This is a genomic window from Nostoc sp. DSM 114167 (genome assembly GCF_052692655.1).
In genome coordinates, this window is sequence record NZ_CP195116.1 from 6273227 (window position 1) to 6288933 (window position 15707).

Annotated in this window: 20 protein-coding genes and 3 pseudogenes; 13 read left to right on the forward strand and 10 right to left on the reverse strand. The window is 40.9% G+C overall.

Annotated features, from left to right (window positions below; translation table 11 throughout):
- The first annotated feature begins 47 nt into the window (after positions 1–47).
- A complete protein-coding gene (locus tag NSTC731_RS26540; RefSeq protein WP_445627561.1) occupies positions 48–482 on the forward strand; it encodes a hypothetical protein in 435 nt (144 codons plus the stop codon).
- Between the two features lie 221 nt (positions 483–703).
- Here the strand turns inward: NSTC731_RS26540 and NSTC731_RS26545 are convergent, their stop codons facing one another.
- The 4 genes from NSTC731_RS26545 to NSTC731_RS26560 all read right to left on the reverse strand — a co-directional run bounded on the left by NSTC731_RS26545 (position 704) and on the right by NSTC731_RS26560 (position 4600).
- Positions 704–1156 (reverse strand): Hsp20/alpha crystallin family protein, encoded by a 453-nt coding sequence (locus tag NSTC731_RS26545; protein WP_445627562.1) that lies wholly within the window; start codon positions 1154–1156, stop codon positions 704–706.
- 282 nt (positions 1157–1438) lie between these two features.
- Complete coding sequence (locus NSTC731_RS26550; RefSeq protein ID WP_445627563.1) at positions 1439–1927, reverse strand: GIY-YIG nuclease family protein; 489 nt, start codon at positions 1925–1927, stop codon at positions 1439–1441.
- Between the two features lie 276 nt (positions 1928–2203).
- Complete coding sequence (locus NSTC731_RS26555; RefSeq protein ID WP_445627564.1) at positions 2204–3577, reverse strand: DUF2252 domain-containing protein; 1374 nt, start codon at positions 3575–3577, stop codon at positions 2204–2206.
- Between the two features lie 345 nt (positions 3578–3922).
- The gene (locus NSTC731_RS26560) at positions 3923–4600 is read right to left on the reverse strand and encodes a class I SAM-dependent methyltransferase (protein WP_445632173.1); all 678 of its coding nucleotides are present in this window, start codon (positions 4598–4600) and stop codon (positions 3923–3925) included.
- Between the two features lie 211 nt (positions 4601–4811).
- On the opposite strand from NSTC731_RS26560, the gene NSTC731_RS26565 reads away from it, so the two are divergent.
- Together NSTC731_RS26565 and NSTC731_RS26570 are read left to right on the forward strand one after the other, a co-directional pair.
- Positions 4812–5750: a GIY-YIG nuclease family protein gene (locus tag NSTC731_RS26565; RefSeq protein ID WP_445627565.1), complete on the forward strand. Its 939-nt coding sequence runs from the start codon at positions 4812–4814 to the stop codon at positions 5748–5750.
- A gap of 66 nt (positions 5751–5816) precedes the next feature.
- The gene (locus tag NSTC731_RS26570; RefSeq protein WP_445627566.1) at positions 5817–6155 is read left to right on the forward strand and encodes a PIN domain-containing protein; all 339 of its coding nucleotides are present in this window, start codon (positions 5817–5819) and stop codon (positions 6153–6155) included.
- Here NSTC731_RS26570 and NSTC731_RS26575 read toward each other — a convergent pair.
- Positions 6046–6861 (reverse strand): annotated as a pseudogene (locus NSTC731_RS26575) (IS5 family transposase). The gene NSTC731_RS26570 and the pseudogene NSTC731_RS26575 sit on opposite strands and share 110 nt — an antisense overlap.
- A 91-nt stretch (positions 6862–6952) precedes the next feature.
- Between NSTC731_RS26575 and NSTC731_RS26580 the strand changes: the two are divergent.
- Positions 6953–7180 (forward strand): annotated as a pseudogene (locus NSTC731_RS26580) (PIN domain-containing protein); the annotation flags it as partial.
- An 88-nt stretch (positions 7181–7268) separates the two neighbouring features.
- On the opposite strand, the gene NSTC731_RS26585 reads toward NSTC731_RS26580, so the two are convergent.
- Positions 7269–7919, reverse strand: coding sequence for a hypothetical protein (locus NSTC731_RS26585; RefSeq protein WP_445627567.1), 651 nt, complete (start codon positions 7917–7919; stop codon positions 7269–7271).
- On the opposite strand from NSTC731_RS26585, the gene NSTC731_RS26590 reads away from it, so the two are divergent.
- Positions 7905–8060: a hypothetical protein gene (locus NSTC731_RS26590; RefSeq protein WP_445627568.1), complete on the forward strand. Its 156-nt coding sequence runs from the start codon at positions 7905–7907 to the stop codon at positions 8058–8060. The two genes, NSTC731_RS26585 and NSTC731_RS26590, sit on opposite strands and share 15 nt — an antisense overlap.
- Positions 8061–8516: 456 nt before the next feature.
- Here the strand turns inward: NSTC731_RS26590 and NSTC731_RS26595 are convergent, their stop codons facing one another.
- Both NSTC731_RS26595 and NSTC731_RS26600 read right to left on the reverse strand, forming a co-directional pair.
- Positions 8517–8711 carry a hypothetical protein gene (locus NSTC731_RS26595; protein WP_445627569.1) on the reverse strand — a complete coding sequence of 65 codons (195 nt, stop codon included), beginning with the start codon at positions 8709–8711 and terminating at the stop codon, positions 8517–8519.
- 201 nt (positions 8712–8912) lie between these two features.
- Positions 8913–9356, reverse strand: coding sequence for an AAC(3)-I family aminoglycoside N-acetyltransferase (locus tag NSTC731_RS26600; protein ID WP_445627570.1), 444 nt, complete (start codon positions 9354–9356; stop codon positions 8913–8915).
- Between the two features lie 368 nt (positions 9357–9724).
- Here NSTC731_RS26600 and NSTC731_RS26605 point away from each other — a divergent pair, with 368 nt between their 5' ends.
- Both NSTC731_RS26605 and msrA read left to right on the forward strand, forming a co-directional pair.
- Positions 9725–10321 (forward strand): peroxiredoxin-like family protein, encoded by a 597-nt coding sequence (locus NSTC731_RS26605; protein WP_445627571.1) that lies wholly within the window; start codon positions 9725–9727, stop codon positions 10319–10321.
- 328 nt (positions 10322–10649) lie between these two features.
- The gene (msrA, locus tag NSTC731_RS26610) at positions 10650–11141 is read left to right on the forward strand and encodes a peptide-methionine (S)-S-oxide reductase MsrA (RefSeq protein WP_445627572.1); all 492 of its coding nucleotides are present in this window, start codon (positions 10650–10652) and stop codon (positions 11139–11141) included.
- A 166-nt stretch (positions 11142–11307) separates the two neighbouring features.
- Here the strand turns inward: msrA and NSTC731_RS26615 are convergent, their stop codons facing one another.
- Complete coding sequence (locus NSTC731_RS26615; protein ID WP_445627573.1) at positions 11308–11652, reverse strand: hypothetical protein; 345 nt, start codon at positions 11650–11652, stop codon at positions 11308–11310.
- A 69-nt stretch (positions 11653–11721) separates the two neighbouring features.
- Between NSTC731_RS26615 and NSTC731_RS26620 the strand changes: the two genes are divergently transcribed.
- From NSTC731_RS26620 to NSTC731_RS26630, 3 genes are all read left to right on the forward strand, one after another.
- Entirely contained in the window at positions 11722–11853 is a 132-nt protein-coding gene (locus NSTC731_RS26620) for a hypothetical protein (protein ID WP_334938807.1), read from the forward strand.
- Positions 11854–12113: 260 nt separating this feature from the next.
- A complete protein-coding gene (locus tag NSTC731_RS26625; RefSeq protein ID WP_445627574.1) occupies positions 12114–13055 on the forward strand; it encodes an alpha/beta hydrolase family esterase in 942 nt (313 codons plus the stop codon).
- A gap of 257 nt (positions 13056–13312) precedes the next feature.
- Positions 13313–13915 (forward strand): hypothetical protein, encoded by a 603-nt coding sequence (locus NSTC731_RS26630; RefSeq protein ID WP_445627575.1) that lies wholly within the window; start codon positions 13313–13315, stop codon positions 13913–13915.
- Here NSTC731_RS26630 and NSTC731_RS26635 read toward each other — a convergent pair.
- Positions 13891–14085 carry a hypothetical protein gene (locus NSTC731_RS26635; RefSeq protein ID WP_445627576.1) on the reverse strand — a complete coding sequence of 65 codons (195 nt, stop codon included), beginning with the start codon at positions 14083–14085 and terminating at the stop codon, positions 13891–13893. The genes NSTC731_RS26630 and NSTC731_RS26635 overlap by 25 nt on opposite strands.
- Positions 14086–14454: 369 nt before the next feature.
- Here NSTC731_RS26635 and NSTC731_RS26640 point away from each other — a divergent pair, with 369 nt between their 5' ends.
- The 3 genes and pseudogenes from NSTC731_RS26640 to NSTC731_RS26650 all read left to right on the forward strand — a co-directional run.
- Positions 14455–14913 carry a hypothetical protein gene (locus tag NSTC731_RS26640; RefSeq protein ID WP_445627577.1) on the forward strand — a complete coding sequence of 153 codons (459 nt, stop codon included), beginning with the start codon at positions 14455–14457 and terminating at the stop codon, positions 14911–14913.
- 33 nt (positions 14914–14946) lie between these two features.
- Positions 14947–15093, forward strand: a complete 147-nt coding sequence (locus NSTC731_RS26645; RefSeq protein WP_445627578.1) for a hypothetical protein — start codon at positions 14947–14949, stop codon at positions 15091–15093.
- A gap of 82 nt (positions 15094–15175) precedes the next feature.
- Positions 15176–15672: pseudogene (locus NSTC731_RS26650) on the forward strand (helix-turn-helix domain-containing protein); the annotation flags it as partial.
- Positions 15673–15707 lie beyond the last annotated feature (35 nt).

Below are 15707 nucleotides of genomic sequence, written 5' to 3' on the forward strand. Positions count from 1 at the left end.
GATTTTCCTCAACTGAGGCGCTTAGTGACTTTAGTCATGTTTAAGTGATGACATTTGCTAGATATCTTTTCTTGATTATGCAGAATATATTGGCAATATACAAGTTAAGTAAAACAAGGATTAAAGGATATATGAACCGCTTAAAATCTATTCTTCTTGGTGGTTTATTAGCTTCTGTTTCAATTGCTGCTCTTTCAACTCATGCTAATGCTTCTGTTGTAAATTTTCGCAATGAACATTTAAATACTAATACTATTGCTTTTAATAACACTAAACTAATTCGTGAGCGTCAACTGCATGAACAGCAGGTTCGTGAACAAAAGGCTCGTGAATTACGTGAACGCCAAGCTCGTGAACAAAAGGCTCGTGAATTGCGTGAGCGTCAAGCTCGTGAACAAAAAGCTCGTGAATTGCGTGAGCGCCAAGCTCGTGAACAAAAAGCTCGTGAATTGCGTGAGCGCCAAGCTCGTCTTCATCACTAAAATTTGAATTTTTACTCGTTCTGCGGTAAGCCAAGCTATGCCGTAGGCTTATCGCCCCACCCAATCCAGCGAACGCGAGTAGCGTCTCGTAAAGTAGAGAGGAAATCCAAGCGACATCAATCGTCGTAGACATCGTATACAAAAAAGCCCAGTCATCTCATAACTGGGCTTTTAGCTATCTCAATCAATTATTGGAGGTAGAATAGTTTTCTCACAACCAATTAGGCAGCAGGAAGTTCAAGATTAACCTTGACAACTTTGTTCTTTTCTTGCTCAGTTTTAGGCAGTGTCAGATTCAAAATGCCGTCTTTATAATCTGCGGTGACATTGGTATTTTGAATTCGAGCAGATAGAGGAATTACACGTTGGAATTTACCGTAGTAAAATTCACTTCTTGTAGTGCCATTGTTTTCAGTTTTAGTTTGGGACTTGCGCTCACCGCTAATGTGAACAGCATCTTGGGTGACTTGAATATCTAGGTCTTTAGCCTCTAGTCCTGGTAGTTCTAGCAATAGAAGAATCGCATCATCAGTTTCGTGCAACTCAGCCGCCGGAACTTTGATAAAATCTCTATCAAGCCGTGCAGATGGGACTTTGGTATCTCCCAATAAACCGTTGATGTGACGTTCAAAAGCGTTCAATTCTTGCCAAGGATTGTAACGAACTAGTGCCATAACTCTTTCTCGCATTAATTAGCTCTGTTTAATCGTTTTTGCACTTGTTTTTGTGCTTATGTATTCATAATAAGTATGCTTAAAACTCATGTAAATTCGGTTATCCTCACCTAATTAAATGATGATTACCGCACTAAATTAAACAGAAGAAAAGATTACGGTTTCCTTTCATTTATGAGTACGGTAAACCAGAATAATAACTATCAATATCACTAAAAATTAACTAATTAATCTGCTGTTAAAGGGCATGGTGCAGTTAGAGAATTACTTACTTTTTCATAACTAACTAAATGGTTGTTCCCATCGTTCCCAATTCTCTTTGTTAAACGGCGATCGCCACTTCAAAATTAAACTCAATTCCAATTCTTGCCGGGGTTTTCTCTCAACCGAGGCATCCCACCAAAACGCAGCATTGACTGCTGTTTGCAACTTATAGCGATAATGTAAATCCTGGTAGCTAGCGATATAGTCTTTGCAGCCATGTATACCCTTCCACCGCTTGTTACTCCGGCAGGTTTCCCCCACATACAGCACAAGAGAAGCAGCCGAATCAATGATGAAATAGAGACACGCATCGCCGGGGCTGTCTGCTGGCATCCTCCAAAATGACATTGACACCACCCGCAGCAAGAGCGGATCAATTTGGTCTGGGTCGTAGTGCTTTGGTGCAATGTCGAATAACGTCGCCTGGTGTGGTGGCTGACTTTCCCTCACCCGTTGTTGATAGTTAAAAATCTGAGACTTCCACTTCAGCAGGGCATCAGCACTCATCACCAATGTCTCTGTCAAAAGTGCTGGTGTGGGTTTTAGTCTGGAAATAGGTTTAGCTGATTGGGTTCCAAGGTATTACTGGGAGTTACAAACCAGTAGATTATCCCCCAGAACTGAATCAAGTAAAGCTGTTAACGGGTTTAGGGGAGCGATCGCCCCACCAAATTCAAGCGTTCACGTAGTGTCTCGCAGAGAGGAAACTAAGCGATGCCTCCTGCGATCGCACTCCTGTAATTACTATCACCCATATTCAACAATTGCAATCAACAGTTCTGTTTAGTAGAGTGTCACCCCACTGTTGTAAGCGTTCACAAAACTGGTGTAGTCGTACTCGACTTGAGTTGCATAGTCTAGAGCAAAGTTAACAATCTCATCTTTGAATACAGCCTTGTTACCGCTGGTGATATCAGTCACTTGCTTGTCAACGCTTTCTGAAACAATGCTAGCATCGTAATCTTGATCGGAGATAGCATGGTTCTTAGCAACAACCTTACCTGCATATCCCATCGCATCCATGAATTTTGATTTAGTGGTTAGTAAGGTATAGTCAAAGTCCACCTGGTAAGGGGATTTTTCATGCAGCATAAAGGGGATACCACTGACCGTAGTGTAGCCAACCAACGGGTCAGTATTAGAGAGCATCGCTTTGGTGGCGATTGTCACCCTCGCCCCTTGATGATTTCCATAGACTGAACTTGGTAGTAAACCTGGAACTGCGATCGCTACGGCGCTGGTGCTTTCCTGCTTCATCTCCAAAATGCGATCGTCGTCGGTTGCTGAACTTGGGCCCTCAATCAGCAAGTAATACCGATACTTACCAAGACTACCAGTACCGGAACCTAATTTGAGACGAATATCTTTTATGGTGTAGTAACTATTGCTGTAACGCTTACTGCTAGAAATTGAAGCGATGTAGCTGCTCATAGCCCCAGTAATATCTGAGTAGGTGCTGCTGGATACAGGCTGGAGTTCAGAGGTTGTCTGAAAAACTCGATTGCTACTACTATTTAGCAGCGTGTACTTATTTAGCAAACTAGAGCGGCTCTTGGCTGCTGCCTCTTGAATTAAATCCTTGACTACACCATTGGTATTGCTCTGTTGCAAACGGTATGATAGCTCGTCGTTAGTCCCCTTAAAGTCGCTCATTTTGTTGAGATAAGCATCCAGGAAATTTCGGACAATATCTTGAGCATCACTGGAGCTTAGGCCGTTCTCTTTGGCTGCTAGGATAATCGAGACTGCCATACGTCGCAAATCCCAAACGTAGGGGCCAAGATAGCCTTCATCAAAGTCAGTGGTATCAAAAACGTTGTTATCGTTGCCATCTCTCATTCCCCCAAGATTTTGCAGATGCATATCTCCTTCTAACCAAATGGCATCAGTAGAAGAATTCACAAATGCTGAACTCGGTAATGTTTGCATATCGCGGTAGAAGATGTGAGCCGTTCCCCGATAAAAAGCAAAGGGGCTAGCTGCCATCTTTTGCATCTTCGTTGCCAGTTCTTGCGGTAACTGTGATGCAAAGGGATGGTTGTATTGGTAAATTTCATTTTCCACCCAAGTTGAACGGGGAGTTGCAGCAACAGATGTAGATGCAAACCCCAAAGTTAAAATAAAGAGGGTGAAAATTCCAGATATCTGTTTGAGCATGAAAGTCTCTTAGGCGGTAAAGCGGTAAAGAAATTAACTCTTGCAGGACTCTTGTGTAGACACAACCATCCAACAACAATTCTTTTACCACCTTGAGTCAGAACTTATAAAGTGATTTAAAGCACAATGTAACAACTATTCATAGCCAGCAAAAAAGATTGCTCTCAAGAATTTTACGCTGCCCTCAATCAAGCGAACGCGAGTAGCGTCTCGTAGAGAGGAAAATAGAGCGTTGGCGAAGCCCGCCGTAGGCATCGCCAACACCTTCACTTTCCTTTTTTTCCTCTAAGAAATTTTGGGGTATCCATTAATACAAGCGGTTAGCGCTCAGAGGACATCAAAGAATTATGGTCTTTGATATTCAATCCGCACTTGCTTAATGTCAAGAAGCTCAGATTCTAAAAATACAAGTTTTTCTACTTGCTGTAATCCCACATTTTCAAACTGTTTGAGTTCCGAGTCTGATAATGGCCAAGGTGGACCATCCGGTTCAGCTTCTGTATCTCGAACACGAGTAATCAGCAAAAGTGTACCACCAGGAGCAACAAGCGAGGCAACTGAGGAGATAACCAAAGAACGCACATTCAACGGCAAAGCTTGAATATTACGACATTCAAAAACAAAGTCAAAAGCTTGATGCCATTGTGAGGGAATTGCTAACAAATCTGCAACTACATAGCTGACAGTCGAATCTGGGAATCGCTCTTGACACCAAGCGATCGCTGTCGGTGAAATATCAAAAGCTGTTACCTCAAATCCTAGATTTGCTAAAGCTTCAGCATCATCTCCCAAACCACAACCAATGACTAGCGCCTTTTGCCCAGAAGCGAACGGTTCATGATTCGTCAACCAATTTTGTAGATAAGGATGAGGAGCTAACTTTGCCCAAGGAATTTTTGCTGTATCACCTTTAGCTTCGGTATATAACACCTCAAACCATGCCGATGGTTCTGATTTTTGTACAGCTTCAGTAGCTAACTGTTTAACATAAAATCGTAAATCTTCAGGTTGCTGTTCAAACATAAAAACTGACATTATTAACAATTGTGCAAAATTTCTGAATCCCCTAAGTATTGTAGATGAAGAAAAGCGATACTTACGGTTCAAGATGCCTACGCTTCACTCTCTTACACTTAGATTCTTCAAATCAACATTACACTAATCCAGAAGATAGATACATTTTTGAAAAGTTGAAGCACACTTGTAAGAGCAACTTTAACTATTCAATAATGGTATGACGATGTGGCTAAAATATGGTGTAAATGAAGAAGGTATCTTGATATGTATTGAAGATATCAAAAGAGGAAAGACTTTACTTAAGTGTCCTTACTGTAATAGTGGTCTAACGGCTAAAAAAGGCAAGGTGAAAGAGCATCATTTTGCTCATAATGACCAAACTTGCCGCCCCATAGCTAAACGAGAATTTCCAACGCTGCCACTCTATGATAATTTCAATATTCAATTATCTGGCAAGGATTTGGCACAGTTAAAACTGCTTTGGCAGGAGTACGGAGCTAAAAATTACCCTATTAGTTCCTACTTAGTTACTCCCAGTTTACTCAAAGCAGGAATGTTGAGAAAAAATGTTTACATGAAACCACCTGCGTATGAATTTAGTGATTTGGGTAAAATTCCCGTTGGAGCGCTAGAGTTAACGCTATTCAACGATGCACAGGAGCCGCTATTACTTAAAAAGCTACTGAAACTGGAGCTAGCTTTGAAACACGCCGAGTACAAAAACGCTCCAGATTTAGCATATCGGCTCACTGATTTAAAACTCTACCGCGCTCAACTTCAACGTATTCTATCCTGTACGCTATATTTTTTAGAGATTGAAACTAATATTGAAATTATCTACAAAATAGGAGTAACCCAAAGACCTGTTATCAAGCGAGTAGCAGAAGTAAAAATTGATTTACTTGCTCATTATTCGAGTGCTGCTATTAAAGTATTAGGAACTTGGGAGCATAGAGGTAATGTTGAACTGTATTTCAAACACCGCTATCAGGGCTTTAATTATCCCATCGGCAGTTTAACTGAGTACTATAAATTTAATACTGAGGAATTCAAAATGGTGCTACATGATTTACAACAAATGCTACCCAAAATACTTTCTCAAGTGCAAATAGATATTCTTGAGGAGAATACTAACTGGGAGCAAGTTGCTGTGTAGTATTTCACGCGATCGCGGAATGCAGAATAAAGGTTAAATGCCTCAAAGCATTGCTCTATCTTGGTTATGGAAAATAGCCAGATTTTCAAATCACCTGCAGAATGTGGGTTAGATACCAATGCTTGTATTATTTTTCTGAATCGTCCTATGTCTGCTGTGAGGCAGAGGTTAGAATCGCTATCACCAGCAGATATTGTTGTTTGTTCGATAGTGAAAGCCGAACTGTTTTATGGTGCAATGCGAAGTAACAATCCTGCACGCACCCTAGCATTAGAGCTGATTTGTAAACAAAAGCTTAAGAAGCCATGCGCTTTACCATCAGACGAATCAACGAGCCATAAATCATTGCTTCACTTAACTCTGTATACAACTCATAATCCTTACTCAAACGCCGAAATCGATTGAGCCACCCGAATGTACGTTCTACAATCCATCGTTTCGGTAAACGCTCAAATGTTTTTGAGTTCCTTTGGATCACCTCAACACGAACCTGTTCACCGCAAACTTGCCTAACTGCTTGAGCAAAGTTTTCGCCTGAATAGCCCTGATCTACCCAAACAACTTCTAATTTGGACAATTCGTCAACAGCCTCATGTAGCACAACGACGGCTCCTAAACGCTCCGAAGCATTGGCTTCGGTCACTAAAACACCAATCAACAACCCCTGAGAATCCACCACTATATGGCGCTTACGCCCTTTAACCTTTTTACCACCATCGAAACCGTAGATCTCCCCTTTTTTTCCGTCGTCTTCACCGACTGAGAATCTGCGATCGCAACGGTAGACAGTTCATCTCGTCCTAAATCTTGTCGTAGTTGATGGCGCACAAGGCCCGTGAATTTTCTGCCAAATGCCTTTGCGCTGCCATTTTTGAAAGTAGCCATACACCGTTGTGTAAGGAGGAAGGTCATGAGGCAACATTTCCCACTGACACCCAGTACGTTGCACGTAGAAAATCGCGTTGAGAATTTCTCGTAAATCTACTTCTACAGGATGTCCAAATCCCTTGGGTGTAGGTAGAAGAGGCTTGAGAATTAACCATTCAGCATCGCTTAAATCACTTGGGTAGGGTTTGCGGCGCGGATTTTCAATCGCAGGTAGATGGCTCATCAACAAGAAAATAACTACACTCGATTTAGCCTATAACCTTAGTCACGGTAGATTTGGTTCTCTTTAGATTTTCTTTACGAATCAGCTCTTACAAGAAGCATTCTTAAATAATTTTGTATCTTTGCCTTTTGATGATCGGGCGGCTCGGATTTTTGGCGCAATTCGGGCAGACTTAGGGAAGGTTGGTACACCAATTGGGCCTTATGATTTGCAAATTGCGGCAATTGCTCTAGTGAATAACTTAACATTAGTTACGCATAACACAAGAGAATTCAGTCGTGTTAATGGGCTGGTGATTGAAGATTGGGAACTTGAGTAATGACATGTTTTGTCTGTTTAAAGCCTTAGCAAATCCCGAACTTAGAGGAAAAGGCCGGGGAAGAGGTGATTGTCAGTGCAGTGAAAGTTTATCTATCCAATTGAGGTGGCTGCTCAAAAGGGAATAGAGTAGGAGGCTGTTTCACATCTGAATCACTATTAATATCTTCATCATCATCTTCTTTACTTGGTCGCTGAGGTTCTTGCTGAACAGTATCTGCCTTCTTCTGTGCGACACTTGCTGCTTTTTGGGCGTTTATCAGTGCCTGCCCCACAGCCGCAGCCGCAGCCACAGCTGGATCTTGGGCTTGCGGATCGTAGGTTTCTAGAATAAGCGATCGCAGATCAATTGTCTTCTCCAGTGCAAGTTTGACCTGCTTGTTCAATACTTTAGTTGCCTGCTGGGTCATCGTATTCCCCCACTGTTGAGAAGGGCGCTGTTCAACCGTGTTTTCCAAATCCTGAATGCGCTGTCTAAGCTGCTGATTCTCAGTTTCTAACTGCCGTAGCGATTCCATCTCGTCTAAGCGTTGCTGCAACTGAATATTCTGCTCCTTCTGTTGCTTGTACAGGTTTTGGAGGGATTGGATTTGCTCTTGTACCTGCGCTTCGGCTCTAGCTGATGCTTCTGTTAACAAGCCAACCTTCAACTCTTGCTCCAAGCGCTCTAACTCGTGCCTATGCTGTTCTTTAATTTGAGCGATCGCTTCCCAGCTTACAATGCCATGATTGCCACTCAACTCATCCCCAGCGATCGCAAGATTACCTCAACCCAAGTAATGGAGATTGCTGCACAATCACCAGTCGGTCGAGCAGTTTATTACGGCGGCATCAATGAATGGATACCAATAGCCTCTGTTAAAGAATTTCTCTGGCTATGACCGGGATACCAAAAACTTTATTGACTCTGCACCAAGTAATAAGCAAACCTCTCAAGCTGAAACTAAGGAGTCAGGCACACCAACAACCCAAGCTCAACTCTTATTGGCACTTTTGGAAAAAACGAAAGCCAATTCAATTGATGAGTTTATCCAAACCGAGTTGAAATTAGACGGAGTTCCACCAGATTTAATCCGCTTAGGAATCGAAATATTACTCCAAAATTCTCATATAAAGTACAAATTCGACAGTTGGAATAGTAATCAAAATTAAAATTTGGAGAAAATATGCAATCAGTTCTTAACTTTTCATCATCACTGCGGCATACCCTGCTTGCTTGTCGGTGCGCCCTGCTTGCTCTGGTAAAGATGTTTTTGCCAGCCACGCTATTCGTTCCAGAAGGAAATGGTGAAAACAAATGATTGGAAGCGATCGTTGACGTGTTTTGGGCTGAGTGGTTAGGGGCGATCGGAGGCGATATCAAGATAACCAGTCAATGCAGCAGATTGACCCATCTCCCTTGTGCTAAATTCAATATCATCTGCAACCACTGATTTTGGTTGCCCCAACTGTAATGCATCCTTAGTTCGAGCAGATGAATCGGAGGATGATTTTGATTTTGATGACCAAGTTAGCCGACCAATAGCTTGCATCGGTTGCACTAACTATCATGGAGTTGAGTATGGGGACAACGTGCTAGTCTGCGGAATACACCCGAATGGATGGGATAGCGAGAATTGCCCAGATTATCATTCATAAGATTGCTCCTGATCTAGGACTCATGTGATACTTAAGATTGTAAAAAATTGACCTGCTCTCTAGCCCTTCTCGAAAAGCCACTACTCAGATAGGCATTAGGCATTGTTATTGCCACCATTAACTAGTATGTCGAAATGCAACACGTCTTCGCGATCGCCTAGCTTTGTATAAAGTTTAATGGCTGGCTCGTCACCGATATCTGCCTGGACGAAAATGACATAAGCTCCACATGCTGCTGCTACTTCCTTCAGTTTGTGAATTAATGCCGTTGCGATCCCCTGCCGTCGGTGTGCAGCGGCAACAGCTAGATCGTAGATGTAAATCTCACTGCGCTCCTGCTCGAACTTTTTAAGCTCGTATGCAGTAAGACCGCCAACGACCTCACCTTCTTTCAATGCAGCGATCGCAATGAAGTAGTCACTATCGAGCAGTTGCCGCAGATAGTCTGCACTAGGTGGATTTGCATAGGTCTCTACCCGATCGAACGCCTCACCAAAGGTCGCTAATAGAGCTTCCATTAATGCAACGTCCTCTGGCACGATCTGTTGAATGCTTAAGCTCATTAGTATTTCCTAAGCTATATTCCTACTGAACGGCTAAATCCTGCTCGTTCATACAATAACTGAATTCTGGCTCCTGACTCCTGAATTCTGTTTTGATAAACCAATTATGACCCTTGGTGGAAAGCAGAAGTGGTAACGCTTTATCAACCAGGACTTTGAACGGATAGCTTAACGTGTATAAAAACAACAGGAACAGTAAATAATAATCATGCCTTAGAATCTAAAGCAATTATCCCAGTAATGCAAATCCAAAAGTCTACTTTTCTTATTTCAGTAAATTTACTGCAACAGTATTTCTCTAGAAAGGTACATAAAAGTAGAAGTTAACTTTCAGGAAAATTACGATGAATTTTACAGAATCTATCAAAAATGAGCTAATTTCTTCAGGTATAATTGACCAAACTTTAAAGGTAGGAGATATTATTCCTAATTTCATTCTACTTAATGCTTTCGGTCAAGCAGTAGAATTACAAAAATTACTAGTTAGTGGGCCTGTAGTTATTTCCTTTTTTCGAGGTTCTTGGTGTCCTTTCTGTAACTTAGAACTAGCAGGACTCCAGCAAGCATTACCTGCAATTAAAACATTAGGAGCATCACTAATTGCTATTTCACCTCAAACTACTCGTCATACCATATCAACTGTAGAAAAACATGAACTAACCTATGAAGTATTGAGCGATCGCAGCAATATGATTGCTCGTCAATTTGGGATTGTGTTTCAAATCCCGGAGTATCTAAGACCTATATTAGAGTCAAAGGGTCATGTGTTACCTAGATACAATGGAGATGAGTCTTTTGAACTACCTATTCCAGCTACATTTGTAGTCGATCGAGACGGAAAAATCGTTTATGCTTTTGTTGATGCAGATTATACTAAACGGTTAGACCCAATTGAAATAGTGAGTATTCTAAGAAATATTCCTATAGTTAGCAAAAGCTAGTACCGCTTGGCGTAATTCGGAATTCGTAATACAACTCTTGGAGACGCTACGCTCAGTACAAGTTCGTAATTCGGATACTGCAAGCTTTTCATTGATTTGGAATGGGTGTTTTATTTACGCCGTACTGTAGTAGCATATTAATTTTAGATTTAACTATTTTTTCCAATTCTTAGATAATATTCAGCTTTATATCATACTCGTATCAGGATAATCTGTAATTCTAATAATTAAAATAAATCAGGCAGAATTTATAAAATATTTACTTATAAAGTATCTGTTTGATTTGATGAGTTTCATTTAAAATTATTACAAAAGAGTTGTCAAAGATATGCAAAATACTAATCTACAAAAAGCGACATTTGGAGCAGGCTGTTTCTGGGGAGTTGAAGCAGCATTTCGTCAAGTAAAGGGAGTAACTTCTACAGCAGTTGATTACAGTGGCGGACACTTTGAGAATCCAACCTACGAAGATGTCTGTAGAGGCAAAACTGGACACGCTGAAGCAGTGGAAGTGGAATACAATCCAGCAATAGTATCTTATGATGAACTGCTAAATGTGTTTTGGAATAAGCACAATCCCACAGCATCAAACCATCAGGAGCTAGATGTTGGTTATCAATATCGGTCAGTGATATTTTTCCACACTCCAGAGCAGGAATTATTAGCAAGAGCCTCCAAGGAGCAGCTTGAAAATAGTTCTCGTTATCACAAAAATCCAATTGTGACGGAGATTGTACCTGCATCACAATTCTATAGAGCAGAAGAGTATCATCAGCAATATCGAAAGAAGCATGGACGAGCATCTTACAGGATAGGCTAATCTTTCACCGGATTGAGGGGATGTTGAGAGTCGAATGCTGCAAATCCCCTTACTTGCTATACATATCAGGAAACTTTGCTTGAAGTTTAGCCCAACGCGGCAAGTCATTCACTATCATATAGCGCTCGTTTATACACGGATGTGCTATCAACTGAAGCGCTTTTAATTATCTAATTCGCTGCCATAAAACACTGATAAATAACACTGCAAATACTGAATGTACAATGATTATAAGTGTATTAATCATGCTGCTAAGAAAACTGTAAATTTGGGCGATCGCTACCAGACTATGAAAAATAGACAAAGCGATTAATCCCGGTTTTAGTTCTTTTTTATCAGTCAAATCGAGCATTAAAAAACTCAAAGTCCCCAAAGACAAAGCACCGCATCCAATTACCCGCAGTAAAGAAATAGACAGTTGGCTATCCAGGGTAAGCAAAGTTGGAAACAAGAAAAATACGCAACCAATTCCTATTTCAAAAATAGTATTGGCTATTAATAGCATTCGCATTTAGGAAAACGCACTTCAGACTCGCACACACATTAACATAACTTTATACGCGAAACTCATATACAGGCGATGCGGCTGCTGTCATTGTTAGAAAAGAGCGATCGCCCACAGCCGAATGTCCAGTACTTCACTAAAGTTTACGCCCGTAACCTGGGTGTTCACTTAGCACCTGTCAAGCTTTCAGAGCAAAAGTCAGTTTAGGGAACTTATGGAAAAGATAGAGTTGTCAGAGATACAGTTAATTTCCAGTAGTCGCGTTGAGTTCATCCCTTTTCCCTTTTCCCCTTGATGTTCCCACTTTCGGAACTTTATTCTTGAGGAAATGGCAAACTTGTAACTTAGCTTTCAAATTACATTTGTCAAATTTGAATAGTGATTAAATTATTGAATAATACACAGTTTTGATATTTATGTACAAAAATTTCTATTTTTCTAAGTATTTGTCCCTGAGCTTAATCCTAATGACTCTGACTGTTACCTCTAACTCACTTCAAGTAGAAGCAAAAAGTATACCTAGAGAAAAAATTTTGCGAGGCGAGAATTATGGAAAACTAAGAAACCAAGAAAAATTACGTACATACTATATGTATACGCCAAAATCTTACAATCCTAAGCATCCAATATCGTTAGTTTTAGTGTTTCATGGAGATAATGGTAGTGGCAAATCTATAGAGAAAGTTTCTCGCTTCAATAATTTAGCAGAGGCATTTGGATTCATTGCAGTTTATCCAAATGGACTTGACCATCAATGGAGCTTTACAGGTCATGTCAGACAAAAAGTGGATGATATTTCATTTGTTGCAGCTTTGATTGGGCATATAGAGCAAATTAGAAATATCAACCGAGGTAAAATCTATGCCACTGGTTTTTCTCAAGGTGGGATACTCACTCAAGCTTTGGCCTGTAAGCTGCCGAATAAAATTGCTGCTTTCGCATCAGTAGCCGGCTCTCTAACTACTCGATTTGTCCGTAGCTGCCATCCGACGGTTTCGATATCAATGATGATGATTAATGGTACAAAGGATTCGAGTGTACATTATCATGGCGATCCCATTACTCAAAAAGAGGCTCTTGTTTCTATCCCAGAAACCATAAATTTTTGGCGAAGGCATGACCGATGCACTTCATCATCTCAATTTCAACACTTAACTCCAATTAAATCTCTTAATCACTTGCAAGTCAAAGCTTTTGGTTATTCGGGTTGTAGAAACGGTTCAGAAGTATTGCAGTTCACTGTAGTCAATGGTGGGCATTTCTGGCCCGGTGGCACTTCAACCGATCCTAAATTAAATCAAGTCAATATTCAGCTTGGTTTTAATGCAAGTAAAGCAATTTGGAGCTTTTTTCAACGCCACATTTTGAGTAGTTTCAAAACGTCAACCATTAGAAAAGCTAAAAGATAATTTCCCAAAAATCTGACACTATACTCAAACCACGGTATTAGGGATAACATTATATAGAAATTGAAAACTCTTTTTAAATGCATTACATGAACCTATCCCACTAATACCAGCAATATGATAATCTACTGTTGATGACGGTAAGTTGTATCAGGGTATGGCTGGGCGATTTGAAGGCTTTTCTAATTCAATATATGCAGTGGGTAAGATACATGAAAAAAGCGTGGAGTAAAAAATGCTTAACGTTAGTCGCACCGTTCATGTGCATCTTAGGGGTCGCCACTCCTGCTGCTAGTGCTGTAATTCGGGTCGAGCCGGATGATTTCCGAACATTCACACCTCTAACCAACGCGGTTCCAGGCGTTACACTGTCTATAGATAGTAGACCCGAACTCTCTATCATCTCATACGATCTTTTCGGAATTCCCAGCACAGGAACCCGTTTGTTTGGGATTATTGGGCCTGGTGGGGATGGGGCACAATTCTTCTTAAATAGCCAGTTCCGCGCTGACTTCAATCAACTTGCGGACTCTGTATCGATTGATTTCATAGGTGATGACTTCGTATTTAACACACTTGGGCAACTACTTGCGTTCGACTCTAATGGAAAGCTTTTAGACAGCTTTTTCACCGATCCTCTTGCAAAAGGGCAAAGCCAGACAGGTGTCGTCACATCAACTGGATTTGAGATTGCATATGTGATAGCAAGCAGCACAGAATCCGGAGGTGCCACGGATCTAGACAACTTTGTCGCCAATGTAGCCTCTGTCCCCGAACCCTCCTCTACGCTAGGTATACTGTCTATCGGTACTTTGGGTGCAGGTTTAGCTTTGAAACCTCACCGTTCGCGCAATCGAGGATGAGTTTGGTGAAATAGATGAAATAAGGGAGAGTATTTAAGCAGGCGTTGGCACAGCCTCTCGTAGAGATGGCGTTCCGCCCACCGTAGGCGATCGTTTTCGGCATCCCTTGTGCCAGAAAGAAATTTGTGTAGGGTGTAACGGTTTAATGGTAAGTGTGAAAAATGGCACATTTACCCCAACAAATAATATCAGAACGAATCGATGATGTGGTTCTGCTGCTAGAGGTGATGAAAAAAATGGGACGGGAGCAACGCGATTTTCTGAAGTCGTGTAAAAACGAGTGAAGATGCTCCACTCCGAAGGATGCGATCGCTAACCCAATAGTTCAATAGATTAGTAAAATAGATACTTACTAGATAGCTAAATACCTCAGTAATACTGAGATAAATTTATCGTTATGGTTGTTTAGTTTTCTAATGGAGACAGAAAAGTGTAGGATTCCCTTGGAGTAAAAGTTTTGAGATTTGATATCAAAACAGGGAGTTTGCCGTCACTTCATGAATAAAAAAATACATTCAAGTTTAGATTTAAGCACATTCGTGTCAAACTTTAGAGAGAAAGTTACGAAACTTTTAGAAATAAAAAATCTGAGCGAATGGTCGGCTCAAACCTTTAAAGACAGAAAGATTCAATCCATTGGTTGGCATCCGTTTATGTGGATTAATCAAATTGGACAGTTCAAACCCTTGGGGCAAGATTCTTGGCAGCCAATAAATTCTTTAGTACAACAAATTGGTCAGTTTTGGAAGGGACAGGTCACTTGTTTTAAAACTAACAGCATTGAGTGTACTTTGTTAGCTCGGTATGATGAGGGCTACACTGATGCTTGCTTAATTCTCACCGATTTACAACCGGAAGTTGCGGATGCTTGCTGGTATTCCATGCGCTCTTGGATTGAGTGTGTGTTTAAAGATGGCAAACGCGGCGGTTTTTGTTGGCATCAAACCAAAATTATTCACCCAAAACGTGCCGAAAGGCATTGGTTAGCTATAGCGTAGACGCGTTCGCGTAGCGTCTCGTAGAGAAGCGGCTTGTCGTCAGACATCGCTACTTTGTGGCAAGTAAGTGTTGGTGGTTCTGTTGATGCCAATATGCCCATTAGTAGTTTAGATGAGTTACCACAAACTCATATTGCACGACGCAATTTTAAAAATATAGCAATCCGGAATCATTCGTGAGAAAATACGTAAAAAGATGTAAGTAGTTTTAATGACTAGGGTTAGGGTGCGGCAATGTGGATGCGATCGCGCTTAAGAGTTTATTGAAAATAGCCAAGATAAGCGTGAAGTTCAACGAGCGATAGCAGTGAAGATGTTGTTGTATGGATACAAGCATGAAGAGATAATACCGATCCTGGGGGTGTCGAGCGGTTTTATCAGCAAGTGGAAAAAAGCATTTTTCAAAAATGGAGTAGAAGGTTTAAAAGCTGTCCATCAAGGAAGTGTTGGGCTATTAAGCCCAGAGCAACGTTCGTCCATAATAGAGTGGCTGTTAACAAAAAATAGATGGACTTTGAACGAGCTAGAGTATGAGATCAGCCGCAAATACGGCGTTACTTTCTCTTCAAAACAAAGCTATTATGATTTATTTAATGAAGCACGTATCAGTTGGAAGAAAACTCAAGCTCACAACCCAAAATATGATCAGGAGTTAGTCGCGTCAAAAAAAAAGATATTTGTACACTGTTGGCAGGGCGACGTGAGGAAATAGAATCTGGAGAACTAGTCGTATTCATGGTCGATGAATGTCATTTGTTAGTTAACTTGGTGCTACTATTTTGTCGCAACTGATA